This is a genomic window from Pseudomonas sp. MEJ086, from assembly GCF_030209025.1.
GTDB lineage: Bacteria > Pseudomonadota > Gammaproteobacteria > Pseudomonadales > Pseudomonadaceae > Aquipseudomonas > Aquipseudomonas fulva_A.
Window position 1 is genome coordinate 102068 of the sequence record NZ_JARVSV010000009.1, and the last position, 14712, is coordinate 116779.

The window sequence follows — 14712 nt, forward strand, 5'->3', positions numbered from 1 at the left end:
GATGGCGGCTCAGCGATCTGCTGCCGCCTCTGGGCCAGATTCCTGGCAGTGCAAGAATGCACGACCTGTCAGTCAGTCGATTGACGGCGCCCCGCTCAATGAATCCCTATCTGCCTGAAAATAAAGGTTTTTATTTTCAGGCATGAGTATTGCTATCTCCTTGGCAACTGACCGTTCCATGACGGCTCGCCACGCGAGAGAGCGCAATGAAACCAAGCCCGCATCTACATGCCCAGATCGAACCCACGACGCCCGCGCGGGCGGAACGTGGGGATCTAGAGCAGTCGCTGGCCTTGTTCGAGCAGATGTCGAGTCGGCTTGGCAGCTCTTACAGCCTTCTGGAAAATCGCGTCAATGAACTGACTGGTCAACTGGCCCAGGTCAGTGAGCAGCGCGTTCAGGAGTTGAACGAGAAAGAGCGCCTCGCTCATCGCCTGCAAAGTCTGCTGGATCTGCTGCCCGGAGGCGTGGTGGTGATCGATGGCCACGGCGTCGTGCGTGAGGCCAATCCCGTTGCCCGTGACATGCTCGGTGAGCCGCTGCTCGGCAGGCTCTGGCGTGAAGTGATCGCGCAGCGTTTTGCGCCTCGACAGGACGATGGTCATGAGATCTCGCTGACCGATGGCCGGCGTCTGTCGATATCCACGCGCTCGCTGCAGGGCGAACCAGGGCAACTGGTCCTGCTTACCGACCTGACGGAAACCCGTCGTCTGCAGGATCAGTTATCTCGCCACGAACGCCTGAGCGCCCTCGGGCGCATGGTTGCCTCCCTGGCGCATCAGGTGCGTACGCCGTTGTCCGCCGCGCTGCTATACGCCAGTCACCTGACCGATCAGGTGTTGCCGGTGGAGCAGCAGCAGCGTTTCGCAGGTCGCCTGAAGGAGCGGCTGCACGAATTGGAGCATCAGGTGCGCGACATGCTGGTGTTTGCCCGTGGTGAGCTGCCGCTGTCGGATCGTCTGTCCCCGGGCCAGCTGTTCGATGCGTTCAGGCGCTCAGGCGAGTCGCTGGTGCAGGGTGTGGACGTGCGCTGGCAGTGCGACGCCTGGCGCGGCGAGCTGTTGTGTAACCGCGACACGTTGGTCGGCACGCTGCTCAATCTGGTGGAAAACGCCATTCAGGCGGCGGGGCAGGGCGCGCGCCTCAAGGTTCATGCCTATGTGCGTGGCGACACCTTGCGCTTTTGCATCAGTGACAACGGGCCCGGTATCGACGCTGCAACCCTGGCGCGTCTGGGCGAACCGTTCTTCACCACCAAAACCACCGGAACCGGCCTTGGGCTGGCAGTGGTCAAGGCCGTTGCCAGAGCTCACCAGGGTGAGCTGCAACTGCGTTCGCGGCCAGGGCGTGGTACCTGTGCCTTGTTGATTTTGCCGCTGATCAAGTCAGCGCATCCCACGATTCAGGAGTGACCATGGCTGCCAAAGTCCTGCTGGTTGAAGACGACCGCGCGCTGCGCCAGGCCCTGGCCGATACCCTGGAGCTGGGTGGCTATGACTATCGAGCGGTCGACTGCGCCGAAGCGGCGCTGGTTGCCATCGCCGAGGAACCCTTCGGATTGGTGATCAGCGACGTGAACATGCCGGGCATGGACGGCCATCGGCTGCTGGCTGAGATTCGTGAGCGCCAGCCTCAATTGCCGGTTCTGTTGATGACGGCGTTCGCGGCTGTGGAGCGTGCGGTCGAGGCGATACGCCGCGGTGCGGCCGATTACCTGGTCAAACCGTTCGAGCCCAAGGTGCTGCTGGCGCTGGTCGCACGGCATGCCTTGGGCCGTGCGGGTGGGCTCGAGCAAGACGGGCCCGTGGCACGTGAACCAGCCAGCCTGCAATTGCTGGAGCTGGCTGCGCGGGTGGCACGTAGCGATTCCAACGTGCTGATCACGGGGGAGTCCGGTACCGGCAAGGAAGTGCTGGCCCGTTATCTCCATCAACAGTCGCCGCGCGCGGCTGGACCGTTCGTGGCCATCAATTGTGCAGCGATTCCGGACAACATGCTCGAAGCCACCCTGTTCGGTCACGAGAAGGGCGCGTTCACGGGAGCCGTTGCCAGTGCGCCGGGCAAGTTCGAACTGGCCGAGGGCGGCACTATCCTGCTCGATGAGATCTCCGAGATGCCGCTCGCCCTGCAGGCCAAGCTACTGCGTGTGCTGCAAGAGCGCGAGGTCGAGCGGGTCGGGGCGCGCAAGCCGATCAGTCTGGATATTCGGGTGCTTGCTACCAGCAACCGTGACTTGGCTGCTGAGGTCGCGGCAGGGCGGTTCCGTGAGGATCTGTTCTACCGCCTCTCGGTATTTCCACTGGCCTGGCGACCACTGCGTGAGCGTCCGGCGGATATCCTGCCCCTGGCGGAGCGACTACTGGCCAAGTACGTCGGCAAGATGAATCTGGCGCCGCTGCGCCTCTCCGCTCAGGCGGTCGCCTGCCTGACCAGCCATCCCTGGCCGGGTAATGTGCGTGAGCTGGACAACGCCATCCAGCGTGCGGTCATTCTTCAGCAAAATGGCGTCATCGAGCCTCACGACCTGTGCCTAACCGCGCCGATCGGCTTCGCTCAGCCGCCCCAGGTCGCCCAGCCGCAGTTGGCTGTGGTGCAGAGCATGGCAGCGCCATCTGCGCCTGAGCCTGTCGTGGCGGACGGGGCGCTGGGTGAGGATCTGCGCCGCCGTGAGTATCAGGTGATCATCGACATCCTGCGCGCCGAGCGAGGCCGCCGCAAGGAGGCCGCGGAGCGCCTCGGCATCAGCCCCCGTACGTTGCGCTACAAGCTTGCGCAGATGCGTGACGCCGGTATGGATGTCGAGGCCTATCTCTACGCGAGCTGAGCGCGAGCAAGCGCTCTGAAAGCGTGCCGTAGTCCTGCATGCGTTCTAGGCAGCTATCGTATGGTGGGTTACGCGCCAGCTACACCACCAAGCCAGGCGTCGCTACCCCCGCTGTAGGGTGGGCTTTAGCCCACCACATCGAATATCCGCTATCGCCAGCTTGTCCGTGGCGTGAACGAATCATCAGGTCGCTCCTCGCGCTTGGCGGTATTGGTGGGCTGAAGCCCACCCTAGATCTGAACGCGCTTCAGCGCGGCACCGTGGGAGTGAGCGAAGCGAATAGCCTGGGATGTAGTCCCTGGGAGAGTCGCAGGCAATAAAAAACCCGGCCGATTGGCCGGGTTTCTTGAATTTGGCTCCGCGACCTGGACTCGAACCAGGGACCCAATGATTAACAGTCATTTGCTCTACCGACTGAGCTATCGCGGAACAACGACGCGTATCCTACTGATTACGAAGGGGAAGTCAAGCATCTGCCTGCTTCCCCTCCAGCCACTCAAAGCACTTCGGCGATGGCCTTGGTGACGACTGGCAGGTTGCGGGTGTTCAGTGCGGCCACGCAGATGCGGCCGGTGCCCACGGCGTAGATGCCGAACTCGCTACGCAGGCGCTCGACCTGTTCGGTGGTCAGCCCCGAGTAGGAGAACATGCCACGCTGTTCGGCGACGAAGCTGAAGTCGCGCTTGGCGTTCAGGGCAGCGAGTTGCTCCACCATGGCCAGGCGCATGGTGCGGATGCGATCGCGCATTTCACCCAGTTCGGTTTCCCACATCACGCGCAGCTCAGGGCTGTTGAGTACGGCAGCGACTACGCTGGCGCCATGGGTCGGCGGGTTGGAGTAGTTGGTGCGGATCACGCGTTTGACCTGCGACAGCACGCGGCCGGTCTCTTCCTGGTCGCCGGTGACGATGGTCAGGGCGCCGACACGCTCGCCGTACAGCGAGAATGATTTGGAGAACGAGCTGGAGATGAAGAAGGTCAGGCCAGATTGGGCGAACAAACGCACCGCGGCGGCGTCTTCTTCAATACCGTCGCCGAAACCCTGATAGGCGATATCGAGGAAGGGCACATGTTCACGCTCGCGCACGATTTCCAGCACCGCTTGCCAGTCTTCGGGCGTCAGATCGACACCGGTAGGGTTGTGGCAGCAAGCATGCAGGACGACGATGGAGCGAGCCGGCAGGTTCTTCAGGTCTTCGAGCAGGCCGCCCCGGTTGACGCCATTGCTGAAGGCATCGTAATAGCGGTAGTTGCGCACTGGGAAACCAGCGGTTTCGAACAGCGCGCGGTGGTTTTCCCAGCTCGGGTCGCTGATGGCGACGGTCGCGTCGGGGAGCAGGCGCTTGAGAAAATCAGCGCCGGTTTTCAGGGCGCCGGTGCCGCCGATGGCCTGGGTAGTGATCACGCGGCCTTGCTGGATCAGTGGCGAGTCGTTGCCCAGCAGCAGTTTCTGCACGGCCTTGTCGTAGGCAGCGATGCCTTCGATCGGCAGGTAGCCACGGGGTGCGTGGGCGGCGGTCAATGCGGTTTCCGCTTCGATCACGGCACGCAGCAGGGGAATGCGACCTTCTTCGTTGGTGTAGACACCCACGCCAAGGTTGACCTTGTCCGTGCGTGTATCGGCGTTGAATGCTTCGTTGAGGCCCAGGATAGGATCGCGCGGAGCCATTTCGACGGCGGAGAACAGACTCATGAGGGCGGCAGCTCTGTAGTGAGGGTGGGTTTAGAAACCGATTTACGTTCTTAGAGCAACCCCGGCAACTGAGACTAGGGGTTGCGCAAGCGGGCCGTTAGTATAGCGGCCCATATTCTGTGTCGCGACAGCGTACACCAGGTATGACGCCAGCTCTTTCGCGGCGTCACAGCCTTTTGAGGTATTTATGTCCGAGTTCCAACTGGTCACCCGTTTCCAGCCCGCCGGCGATCAGCCCGAGGCGATCCGGCAGATGATCGAGGGCCTGGAGGCAGGCCTGTCGCACCAGACGCTGCTCGGCGTGACGGGCTCCGGCAAGACCTTCAGCATCGCCAACGTCATCGCCAAGGTACAACGACCAACGCTGGTGCTGGCGCCGAACAAGACCCTGGCCGCGCAGCTGTATGGCGAATTCAAGTCGTTCTTCCCGAACAACGCGGTGGAGTACTTCGTCTCCTACTACGACTACTACCAGCCCGAGGCCTATGTGCCGTCGTCGGACACCTTCATCGAGAAGGATGCGTCGATCAACGACCACATCGAGCAAATGCGCCTGTCGGCGACCAAGGCGCTGATCGAGCGCAAGGACGTCATCGTGGTCTGTACCGTCTCCTCGATCTACGGTCTGGGCAGTCCCGAGGAGTACCTGAAAATGGTGCTGCACCTCGACCGTGGCGACAAGATGGATCAGCGTGCGCTACTGCGCCGCCTGGCAGAGCTGCAATACACCCGCAACGACATGGATTTCGCCCGCGCAACCTTCCGGGTGCGCGGTGATGTCATCGATATTTTTCCGGCCGAATCCGACCTGGAGGCGATCCGCGTCGAGCTGTTCGATGACGAGGTCGAGAACATCAGCGCCTTCGATCCGCTGACCGGCGAAGTGATCAGCCGCCTGCCGCGTTTCACCTTCTATCCCAAGAGCCACTACGTGACGCCGCGCGACACGCTGCTCGAGGCGATGGAGAAGATCAAGGTCGAGCTCAAGGATCGTCTGGACTACCTGCGTGGCGCCAACAAACTGGTGGAAGCGCAGCGCCTCGAACAGCGCACCCGCTTCGATCTGGAGATGATCCTCGAGCTGGGTTACTGCAACGGCATCGAAAACTACTCGCGCTACCTCTCGGGGCGCGATTCGGGGGCGCCACCGCCGACGCTCTACGATTATCTGCCCGCCGAGGCCTTGCTGGTGATCGACGAGTCCCACGTCAGCGTGCCGCAGGTCGGCGCGATGTACAAAGGCGACCGCTCGCGCAAGGAAACCCTGGTCGAGTACGGCTTTCGCCTGCCGTCGGCGCTGGATAACCGGCCGATGCGTTTCGAAGAGTGGGAGGCAGCCAGCCCGCAGACCATCTTCGTCTCTGCCACGCCTGGGCCCTACGAGGCCGAACATGCCGGCCGGGTGATCGAGCAGGTGGTGCGGCCGACCGGTCTGGTCGACCCCGAAGTCGAGGTGCGCCCGGCGCGCACCCAGGTCGATGACCTGCTTTCGGAGATTCACAAGCGTGTCGCCCTCGAGCAGCGCGTGCTGGTCACCACGCTGACCAAGCGCATGGCCGAGGACTTGACCGACTACCTGGGCGATCACGGCGTCAAGGTGCGCTACCTGCACTCGGACATCGACACCGTGGAGCGGGTGGAAATCATCCGTGATCTGCGTATCGGCACCTTCGACGTGCTGGTCGGCATCAACCTGCTGCGCGAGGGCCTGGATATGCCCGAAGTGGCGCTGGTGGCGATTCTCGATGCCGACAAGGAAGGCTTCCTGCGCAGCGAGCGGTCGCTGATCCAGACCATTGGCCGCGCGGCGCGTAACCTCAATGGCCATGCCATCCTCTACGCCGATCGCATGACCGGCTCCATGGAGCGCGCCATCGGCGAAACCGAAAGGCGCCGCGAGAAGCAGGTGGCCTTCAACGAGGCCAACGGCATCGTGCCCAAGGGCGTCTTCAAGGACGTCAAGGACATCCTCGAAGGGGCCGTGGTGCCTGGCGCGCGCAGCAACAAACGCAAGGGCATGGCCAAGGCGGCGGAAGAAAGCGCCCGTTACGAAGCCGAGTTGCGCTCGCCTTCCGAGATCACCAAGCGTATTCGTCAACTGGAGGAGAAGATGTACCAGTTGGCACGCGATCTGGAGTTCGAGGCAGCTGCGCAGATGCGTGACGACATTCAGAAACTCCGTGAGCGGCTACTGGCGGTATGAGTGGAGTTGGCAAACCGCGTATCTACCTGGCCGGTTTCGACGTGTTCAGGCGCGATGCGGTCGAGCATGGCGAATACCTGAAGCGTCTGTGCCGTGAGCAAGGCATGCAGGGCCTCTATCCATTCGATAACGAGGTCGCGGCCGATCTCGCGCCAGCCGAATGCGCGGCGCAGATATATCGGTTGAACCTGGCGATGATCCGCGAGGCGGATGCCGTGCTGGCCAACCTGAACCTGTTCAGAGGCTTCGAGCCTGACTCCGGGACGGCCTTCGAAATCGGTGCAGCGGTAGCCCTCGGCAAGCCCGTCTGGGCCTACTTTCAGGCCCAGGGCAGCATGCGTGAGTGGTTGCCTGGAGACGCTCGGGGACGTGACGCCGAGGGCTTCCTGATCGAGGATTTCGGCCTGCCGCGCAACCTGATGCTGGCCTGTTCCTGGGCCGGCTGCAGCGACAGTGTCGAGCTGGCCGTGCCGGCGCTGCACGATTATCTGCTCGGCCTGGCTGCCAGCCGCCGCTGAACCGATGCGGGCTCGGCGACCGCTCATCCGCTGTCAGCGGTGTATGCTTGGGAAACCTTACTCAAGATAAGGATGTCCCGTGAGCCTGTCGCTGTTGAACCGTTACGCCTTTTTTGCTTTCTGTGTGCTCTTTACCCTGGCCAGCCTGCCATGGGTTGGCGCCCATGAATGGCTATGGATGTTCACCCTGATCGGTGCTTTTCTGAGCCTGGTTGGCATCACCGACGTGCTGCAGAGGCGCCATGCGGTACGCCGTAATTACCCGATTCTCGGCCATATCCGCTATCTGGTCGAAGCCATTCGCCCCGAGATTCGCCAGTACCTGCTGGAGGCCGACGAGGATGAGCTGCCATTTTCGCGAGCCCAGCGCTCGCTGGTCTATGCGCGAGCCAAGAACGACGGCGCCGACAAGCCGTTCGGCACCCTGATCAACGTCTATCAGTCCGGTTATGAGTTCATCAGCCACTCCATGCGCCCGGCAACGGTCAGCGATCCTTGCGGTTTCCGGGTGATGATCGGTGGGCCGCAATGCCGGCAGCCCTACGAGGCGTCGGTATTCAATATTTCGGCGATGAGCTTTGGCTCGCTCAGTGCCAACGCCATTCGTGCGCTCAACCAGGGCGCCAAGCGCGGCAACTTCTATCACGACACCGGGGAGGGCAGTATCAGCCCCTATCACCGCGAGCACGGCGGTGATCTGGTCTGGGAGCTGGGCAGCGGGTATTTCGGCTGCCGTACGGCGGCCGGTGCGTTCGACCCCGAGCGTTTCGCCACCCAGGCACAAAGTCCTCAGGTGCGGATGATCGAGATCAAGCTCAGCCAGGGCGCCAAGCCTGGCCATGGCGGCATCCTGCCCAAGCACAAGGTTACCGAAGAGATTTCCGCTACCCGTGGCGTGCCCATGGGGGAGGATTGCGTGTCACCCTCACGGCACAGTGCCTTTTCCACGCCGCTGGAGATGATGCAGTTCATCGCTCAACTGCGCGAACTGTCCGGCGGCAAGCCGGTGGGCTTCAAGCTTTGCCTGGGCCATCCCTGGGAGTTCATGGGCATTGCCAAGGCCATGCTGGAGAGTGGCGTCCTGCCGGACTTCATCGTCATCGACGGCGCAGAGGGCGGTACCGGTGCCGCGCCTCTGGAGTTCACTGATCATATCGGCGTGCCCTTGCGCGAAGGCCTGCTGTTCGTGCACAACACCCTGGTCGGCTGTGGTCTGCGCGACAAGATTCGCATCGGCGCCAGCGGCAAGATCGTCAGTGCATTCGACATCGCCAGCGTTCTGGCGCTTGGTGCCGATTGGGCGAATTCGGCCCGCGGCTTCATGTTCGCTGTGGGCTGTATTCAGAGCCAGAGCTGCCACACCAACAAGTGCCCGACCGGCGTGGCGACCCAGGACGCTTTGCGGCAACGTGCGCTGGTGGTGCCTGACAAGGCCGAGCGCGTACACAGTTTTCATCGCAACACCCTCAAGGGGCTCGCCGAGATGCTGGCGGCCGCAGGCCTGAGCCATCCGTCGCAGCTCGAAGCACGGCATCTGGTGCGGCGCATGTCGGCCAGCGAGATCAAGCTCTACTCGCAGTTGCATGTATTCCTCAAGCCTGGCGCGCTACTGAATGCGCATATCGAGGGTGAGTTCTACGGGCGCATGTGGCAGATGGCACGGGCAGACAGCTTCGAGGCCTATCCTGGCTAGGGTCTGCTCACGGCCGCGCGGGCGCCGCTCTGGAGCCATCGGGGCTGGCCCTGCTACTATTCGCACTTTCCGCGGAAACCCTTCAGGTCCTGCCTCATGCCGGTTTTCGCCCCATTGTCCCGGGATTTTCCATGACCACCGTCCGTACTCGCATCGCACCGTCGCCAACCGGCGATCCCCATGTCGGCACTGCCTACATCGCCCTGTTCAACCTGTGCTTCGCCCGTCAGCACGGTGGTGAGTTCATCCTGCGTATCGAAGACACCGATCAGGTGCGTTCGACCCGCGAGTCGGAACAGCAGATCTATGACGCTTTGCGCTGGCTGGGTATCGAGTGGAACGAAGGCCCGGACGTTGGCGGTCCTTATGGTCCATACCGGCAGAGCGAGCGCGGCGAGATCTATCGCAAGTACGCGCTGGAGCTGGTCGAGAAGGGCCATGCCTTCTACTGCTTCTGCACCCCGGAAGAGCTCGACCAGATGCGTGCCGAACAGACCGCCCGTGGCGAGACGCCGCGCTACGACGGTCGTGGCCTGCTGCTTTCCGAAGAGGACGTGCAGCGTCGCCTGGCTGCCGGTGAGCCCCATGTGATCCGCATGAAGGTGCCGAGCGAGGGTATCTGCGTGGTGCCCGACATGCTGCGCGGCGATGTCGAGATTCCTTGGGATCGCATGGACATGCAGGTGCTGATGAAGACCGATGGCCTGCCGACCTACTTCCTCGCCAACGTGGTCGACGACCACCTGATGAAGATCACCCATGTGCTGCGCGGCGAAGAGTGGCTGCCGTCGGCGCCCAAGCTGATCCTGCTGTACGAGTACTTCGGTTGGGAAAAACCGCAGCTGTGCTACATGCCGCTGTTGCGCAATCCGGACAAGAGCAAGCTGTCCAAGCGCAAGAACCCGACCTCGATCACCTTCTACGAACGCATGGGCTTCCTCCCTCAGGCGATGCTCAACTACCTGGGCCGCATGGGCTGGTCCATGCCGGACGAGCGCGAGAAGTTCACCCTGGACGAGATGGTCGCCAACTTCGATGTACAGCGTGTTTCCCTGGGTGGGCCGATTTTCGATCTGGAGAAGCTGTCCTGGCTCAACGGTCAGTGGATGCGTGATCTGAGCGTCGAAGAATTCGCCGCCGGTGTGCAGAAATGGGCGTTCAACAGCGACTACTTGATGCAGATCGCTCCGCATGTACAGGGCAGGGTGGAAACCTTCAGCCAGATCGCTCCCCTGGCCAGCTTCTTCTTTGCCGGCGCAGTGCAGCCGGACAAAGCGCTGTTCGCTCACAAGAAGCTCTCCGACGATCAGGTGCGCCAGCTCATGCAACTGATCCTGTGGAAGCTCGAGGCCCTGCGGCAGTGGGAGAAAGAGCGCATCACCGGCTGCATTCAGGCGGTGGTCGAACACCAGGAGCTGAAACTGCGCGATGCCATGCCGCTGATGTTCGCTGCCGTCACCGGGCAGGCCAGTTCGGTGTCGGTACTCGACGCCATGGAAATCCTCGGTCCGGATCTCACCCGTTTTCGTCTGCGCCAGGCCATCGAGTTGCTCGGTGGCGTGTCGAAGAAAGAGAACAAGGAATGGGAAAAACTCCTGGCCAGCATCGCCTGATACCTGGCCACCGGTCGTTTTCCCTGCCGATACACCGGGTTGGATAGGTAAGTGTTTGTTATGTCAGCGAAAAAAAACGCATCACCGGCTAAAATTTTGTTGACAGGGTGCGGGGCCGCACTTAACATGCGCCCCGTCCTCGAGATGGGGCTATAGCTCAGCTGGGAGAGCGCTTGCATGGCATGCAAGAGGTCGACGGTTCGATCCCGTCTAGCTCCACCAATCTCGATAGCCACAACCGGTTCCTCGGAACAGGTTGAGTTGTAAAGAAGGGCTTTGCGTCCCCTTCGTCTAGTGGCCTAGGACACCGCCCTTTCACGGCGGTAACAGGGGTTCGAGTCCCCTAGGGGACGCCATTATTTCCAGCTGCAGTGCTTCGGCATTGCAGCCAGACCGAAAGGTTCTGGGGCTATAGCTCAGCTGGGAGAGCGCTTGCATGGCATGCAAGAGGTCGACGGTTCGATCCCGTCTAGCTCCACCAATCCACGACAGGCCAGCCTAGTGCTGGCCTTGTTCTTCGAAGGTTTCGTCCCCTTCGTCTAGTGGCCTAGGACACCGCCCTTTCACGGCGGTAACAGGGGTTCGAGTCCCCTAGGGGACGCCATTTTTGCCCGCTCTGCGGGATTTTTAAGGGTCACTTCTCACGAAGTGGCCCTTTTGTTTTTGTGCGTTCGAAAAAGCGTGTCGGCCAAGCGCATGGTCTCAGATGTGGCTTGCGTGGCGGCAGCCAAAGCCCCTAATGTCTGGCTCTGAACAGGGGCTGGTCGATAGAGGAAGGTTGTATGAGGCTGACAATGGATGCTGCGCGACGGTCTGCACGAGAGCTGGCCGTCAGTCCGGGGCGTCACTCGTGAAGTGGGATCGCCCCAATCCCTTCACCCTCGAACTGCTGGTCGGCAGTGAGGACATCGACGGCCTCGGGCATGCCAACAATGCCGTCTACGTTACCTGGCTGGAGCGTTGCGCCTGGCGCCACTCGCAATCGCTCGGGCTGGATCTGGTCGAGTACCGGCGCCTCGATCGCGCCATGGCGGTGGTGCGTCACGAGATCGACTACCTGAGCAGTGCCTACGAAGGTCAGGCGTTGTTGATCGGCACCTGGATCGTCGAGTCCGATCAGCGCTTGAAGATGGATCGCTGCTTCCAGCTGGTTCGCCCGCAGGACGGCGCTACGCTGCTTCGCGCAAAAACCACCTTCGTTTGCATCGAGCTATCCACCGGTAAGCCGAAACGCATGCCCGCCGAGTTCATCGAGGGCTACGGCAAGGCGCTGCCGAGTTCCTAGGTACTACTGCTGCGGCGCCAGAAACAGTTTCTGCTCTTCGTAGATCGCCTGATAGCGCCGCACTTCGCCGGGCTGCAGCAGGATCGACTGACTGCTGACCAGATCGATCTGCGCGCAGAAGCCTTCCCGCGACGGCGTGAGCACGACGCTGCGCTCGCCGCTGGGTACGTCCAGTGTCACGCTTTCGCCTGCGGGTATCGGCACCACTAACTGCTCGTCGACACGCAACTGCAAGTCGCAGGCATTCGGCGCGTTGCGGTCGCGACTGACGATGAGCTTGGCGCTGGCTGCCGGATCGATCGGTACGCCCTCGGAGATGGGCGTTGTCGCGAGGGCCGCGGGCGCGGGCAGCAGCAGGGCAAGCAGGCTGCCGGTCAGTAGAGGTCGGCTCATTGGGGCTCCAGGCGAGGCATCGGTATTGCAATGGACTGCGTGCGGCAGTCGGACGTTCAGCTCACCGGTAGCTGTCCTGGCTGGTCGGTCGCCGTTACACTACGCGCCGTTTTCGGGGCTGTGACCGGCTCCAGCCGCCTCCCGTGTTTGTCGGGCTTCAGTCATTTTTCGAGAGAGTCGCTATGCAGATCGCCCTGGCGCCCATGGAAGGATTGGTCGATGAAATCCTTCGCGACGTGCTGACCCGGGTCGGCGGCATCGACTGGTGCGTCACCGAGTTCATTCGTGTCACCGATCGGGTATTGCCACGATCCACCTACCGCAAGCTGGCTCCCGAGTTGTTCAGTGGTGCCAGGACCGCCGCGGGTACGCCGCTGCGCGTGCAACTGCTCGGCTCAGACCCGCAATGCCTCGGTGACAACGCCGCCTACGCCTGCAAGCTTGGCGCGCCAGTGATCGACCTCAACTTCGGCTGCCCGGCGAAGACCGTGAACAAATCACGGGGCGGGGCGGTGCTGCTCAAGGAGCCGGAGCTGTTGCACGCGATTCTTTGCGAGGTGCGCCGCAGCGTGCCGGCCGCCATCCCCGTTACAGCCAAGATGCGCCTGGGGTTCGACCACAAGGACTGGGCCATCGATTGTGCCCAGGCCCTCGCTGAAGGTGGCGCGTCGCAGATCGTCGTGCATGCCCGCACCAAGGTCGAGGGTTACAAGCCTCCGGCCCACTGGGAGTGGGTGGCGCGGGTTCAGGAGGCGGTAGCGGTTCCGGTCTACGCCAACGGTGATATCTGGTCGCTGGAAGACTGGCGGCGCTGCCGCGAGGTGAGCGGCGTCGAAGACATCATGCTCGGTCGTGGCGTGGTCGCGCGGCCCGACTTGGCGCGGCAGATCGCTGCTGCGCGGGCAGGGCAGGATGCCGGGGTGATGACCTGGGAGGAGCTGCAGCCGCTGCTGGCCGACTTCTGGTTGCAGGCACGGCGCAAGATTTCCCCTCGCTATGCGCCGGGGCGGCTCAAGCAGTGGCTGGCCATGCTTACCCGCAGTTACCCGCAAGCCGTTGAGCTGTTCGCCCAGGTGCGCCGCGAAACCAGTTGCGAGCACATCGATGCGTTGCTCGGTGTCGCTTTCGCGCCGCGCGATCAGGGCCGTGAGGCAGGCTAGCCAGGTCGCTCAACGGCCGCCACTGACGTCCAGCAGCGCGCCGGTGGTGTAGGAGGCCTGTTCGCTGGCCAGCCACAGAATGGCTTCGGCCACTTCTTCCGCGCGCCCGCCACGCGCCAGGGGAATGCTCCCGGCAACGCGGGCGACACGCTCCGGCTCGCCGCCGCTGGCGTGGATCTCGGTGTCGATCACCCCGGGGCGCACCGCGTTGACGCGGATACCGTCGGCGGCCAGTTCGTTGGCCAGGCCAATCGTCATGCTGTCGACGGCACCTTTGGCAGCCGCGTAATCGACGTATTCCTCCGGAGCGCCCAGGCGGGCGGCGATCGATGAAACGTTGACGATGGCCCCGCCGCGGCCGCCCTGGCGGGTGGACATACGCTTCACCGCTTCACGGTTGCACAGGAAGCTGCCGAATACGTTGGTGGCGAAGACTCGCTGCCAGCGTTCGAGGCTCATCGCCTCCAGGCGCATCTGCTGCTCCAGGATGCCGGCATTGTTGACCAGCGCGTCGAGACGCCCCAGATGCTCGTCGATCTCGGCGAAAAGCCGGTGCACCTGCGCTTCGTCTGCTACGTCTGCCTGTAGTGCCAGGGCTGTGCCGCCAGCTTCGACAATTTCACCGGCCAGCGCTTCGGCCACGCTGGCCTGCTGGCGATAGTTGATCGCTACGGCATAGCCACGCTGCGCAGCCAGGCGAGCGGTGGCGGCACCAATGCCCCGGCTGGCGCCGGTAATCAGGATCACTTTGCTCATCGAAAACTCCATTTTCAGCCCTTGAAATTTTTTTGGCGGTCCACATTTTCAGTACTGCGGGATGCCGAAGTCGGGTCTCGCACCTTATCACTCGCTGAAAAATCAGGAGATTCAACATGAGCAACGCTTTTTCCATGACCCCGCTGTTTCGTCAGTCCATCGGCTTCGACCGCTTCAACGACCTGTTCGAGTCCGCCATGCGCAACGAGACGAGCAGCAGCTATCCGCCCTACAACGTCGAAAAGCATGCCGATGATCAGTACCGCATCGTCATCGCAGCCGCTGGTTTCCAGGATGAAGATCTGGATCTGCAGGTCGAGCGCGGTGTGCTGACCGTGACCGGGGGCAAGCGCGCGGGCAATGGCGACAACGTTACCTACCTGTATCAGGGCATCGCCCAGCGCTCCTTCAAGCTGTCGTTCCGGTTGGCTGACCATATCGAAGTCAAAGGCGCCAATCTGGTCAACGGCCTGCTCAATATCGAGCTGGAGCGTCTGGTTCCGGAAGAGGCCAAGGCCAAGCGTATCCCGATCGGCGCTGCGCGTCCGGCGCTGGAGAGCTGATTTCTCGCTTC

The 14712-nt window shown here is 62.5% G+C and carries 12 protein-coding genes and 5 tRNA genes; 13 read left to right on the top strand and 4 right to left on the bottom strand.

Translation table 11 applies throughout. From position 1 onward, the window contains the following. Positions 1–206: 206 nt before the first annotated feature. Positions 207–1412: a sensor histidine kinase gene (locus QRN22_RS08430; protein ID WP_042553084.1), complete on the top strand. Its 1206-nt coding sequence runs from the start codon at positions 207–209 to the stop codon at positions 1410–1412. A 2-nt stretch (positions 1413–1414) separates the two neighbouring features. Then, positions 1415–2824, top strand: coding sequence for a sigma-54-dependent transcriptional regulator (locus QRN22_RS08435; RefSeq protein ID WP_042553083.1), 1410 nt, complete (start codon positions 1415–1417; stop codon positions 2822–2824). Between the two features lie 353 nt (positions 2825–3177). On the opposite strand, the gene QRN22_RS08440 is transcribed toward QRN22_RS08435, so the two are convergent. Both QRN22_RS08440 and QRN22_RS08445 read right to left on the bottom strand, forming a co-directional pair. Next, positions 3178–3253: transfer RNA gene (locus QRN22_RS08440), tRNA-Asn, on the bottom strand. Positions 3254–3320: 67 nt separating this feature from the next. Continuing rightward, entirely contained in the window at positions 3321–4517 is a 1197-nt protein-coding gene (locus QRN22_RS08445; RefSeq protein ID WP_042553082.1) for an amino acid aminotransferase, read from the bottom strand. 187 nt (positions 4518–4704) lie between these two features. Between QRN22_RS08445 and uvrB the strand changes: the two genes are divergently transcribed. From uvrB to QRN22_RS08490, 9 genes are all read left to right on the top strand, one after another. Further along, on the top strand, positions 4705–6720 hold the full coding sequence (gene uvrB, locus QRN22_RS08450) for an excinuclease ABC subunit UvrB (protein WP_042553081.1): 2016 nt from the start codon (positions 4705–4707) through the stop codon (positions 6718–6720). After that, entirely contained in the window at positions 6717–7238 is a 522-nt protein-coding gene (locus QRN22_RS08455) for a nucleoside 2-deoxyribosyltransferase (protein WP_042553080.1), read from the top strand. Before uvrB ends, QRN22_RS08455 begins: the two co-directional genes overlap by 4 nt. A 79-nt stretch (positions 7239–7317) precedes the next feature. Further along, positions 7318–8931 carry an FMN-binding glutamate synthase family protein gene (locus tag QRN22_RS08460; RefSeq protein WP_042553079.1) on the top strand — a complete coding sequence of 538 codons (1614 nt, stop codon included), beginning with the start codon at positions 7318–7320 and terminating at the stop codon, positions 8929–8931. Between the two features lie 131 nt (positions 8932–9062). Continuing rightward, complete coding sequence (gene gltX / locus QRN22_RS08465) at positions 9063–10544, top strand: glutamate--tRNA ligase (protein ID WP_042553078.1); 1482 nt, start codon at positions 9063–9065, stop codon at positions 10542–10544. A gap of 146 nt (positions 10545–10690) precedes the next feature. Beyond that, a tRNA-Ala gene (locus QRN22_RS08470) sits at positions 10691–10766 on the top strand. 58 nt (positions 10767–10824) lie between these two features. Next, positions 10825–10900: transfer RNA gene (locus tag QRN22_RS08475), tRNA-Glu, on the top strand. A gap of 49 nt (positions 10901–10949) precedes the next feature. Beyond that, positions 10950–11025, top strand: a tRNA-Ala gene (locus QRN22_RS08480). Positions 11026–11072: 47 nt separating this feature from the next. Continuing rightward, positions 11073–11148, top strand: a tRNA-Glu gene (locus QRN22_RS08485). Positions 11149–11394: 246 nt separating this feature from the next. Then, on the top strand, positions 11395–11829 hold the full coding sequence (locus tag QRN22_RS08490; RefSeq protein ID WP_042553077.1) for an acyl-CoA thioesterase: 435 nt from the start codon (positions 11395–11397) through the stop codon (positions 11827–11829). Between the two features lie 3 nt (positions 11830–11832). On the opposite strand, the gene QRN22_RS08495 is transcribed toward QRN22_RS08490, so the two are convergent. Further along, positions 11833–12222, bottom strand: a complete 390-nt coding sequence (locus QRN22_RS08495) for a hypothetical protein (RefSeq protein WP_042553076.1) — start codon at positions 12220–12222, stop codon at positions 11833–11835. 182 nt (positions 12223–12404) lie between these two features. Between QRN22_RS08495 and QRN22_RS08500 the strand changes: the two genes are divergently transcribed. Then, a complete protein-coding gene (locus tag QRN22_RS08500; protein ID WP_042553075.1) occupies positions 12405–13382 on the top strand; it encodes a tRNA dihydrouridine synthase in 978 nt (325 codons plus the stop codon). A 9-nt stretch (positions 13383–13391) separates the two neighbouring features. On the opposite strand, the gene QRN22_RS08505 is transcribed toward QRN22_RS08500, so the two are convergent. Then, positions 13392–14138, bottom strand: a complete 747-nt coding sequence (locus QRN22_RS08505; RefSeq protein WP_042553074.1) for an SDR family oxidoreductase — start codon at positions 14136–14138, stop codon at positions 13392–13394. A 116-nt stretch (positions 14139–14254) separates the two neighbouring features. Between QRN22_RS08505 and QRN22_RS08510 the strand changes: the two genes are divergently transcribed. Next, complete coding sequence (locus tag QRN22_RS08510) at positions 14255–14701, top strand: Hsp20 family protein (protein ID WP_042553073.1); 447 nt, start codon at positions 14255–14257, stop codon at positions 14699–14701. The last annotated feature ends 11 nt before the right edge of the window (positions 14702–14712 follow it).

What these genes read in the sequence shown, in the direction of transcription:
- QRN22_RS08430 (WP_042553084.1), top strand. Translation starts at nt 207, where the DNA reads ATGAAACCAAGCCCGCATCTACATGCCCAGATCGAACCCACGACGCCC.
- QRN22_RS08435 (WP_042553083.1), top strand. Translation starts at nt 1,415, where the DNA reads ATGGCTGCCAAAGTCCTGCTGGTTGAAGACGACCGCGCGCTGCGCCAG.
- QRN22_RS08445 (WP_042553082.1), bottom strand. Translation starts at nt 4,517, where the DNA reads ATGAGTCTGTTCTCCGCCGTCGAAATGGCTCCGCGCGATCCTATCCTG.
- uvrB (WP_042553081.1), top strand. Translation starts at nt 4,705, where the DNA reads ATGTCCGAGTTCCAACTGGTCACCCGTTTCCAGCCCGCCGGCGATCAG.
- QRN22_RS08455 (WP_042553080.1), top strand. Translation starts at nt 6,717, where the DNA reads ATGAGTGGAGTTGGCAAACCGCGTATCTACCTGGCCGGTTTCGACGTG.
- gltX (WP_042553078.1), top strand. Translation starts at nt 9,063, where the DNA reads ATGACCACCGTCCGTACTCGCATCGCACCGTCGCCAACCGGCGATCCC.
- QRN22_RS08495 (WP_042553076.1), bottom strand. Translation starts at nt 12,222, where the DNA reads ATGAGCCGACCTCTACTGACCGGCAGCCTGCTTGCCCTGCTGCTGCCC.
- QRN22_RS08500 (WP_042553075.1), top strand. Translation starts at nt 12,405, where the DNA reads ATGCAGATCGCCCTGGCGCCCATGGAAGGATTGGTCGATGAAATCCTT.
- QRN22_RS08505 (WP_042553074.1), bottom strand. Translation starts at nt 14,138, where the DNA reads ATGAGCAAAGTGATCCTGATTACCGGCGCCAGCCGGGGCATTGGTGCC.
- QRN22_RS08510 (WP_042553073.1), top strand. Translation starts at nt 14,255, where the DNA reads ATGAGCAACGCTTTTTCCATGACCCCGCTGTTTCGTCAGTCCATCGGC.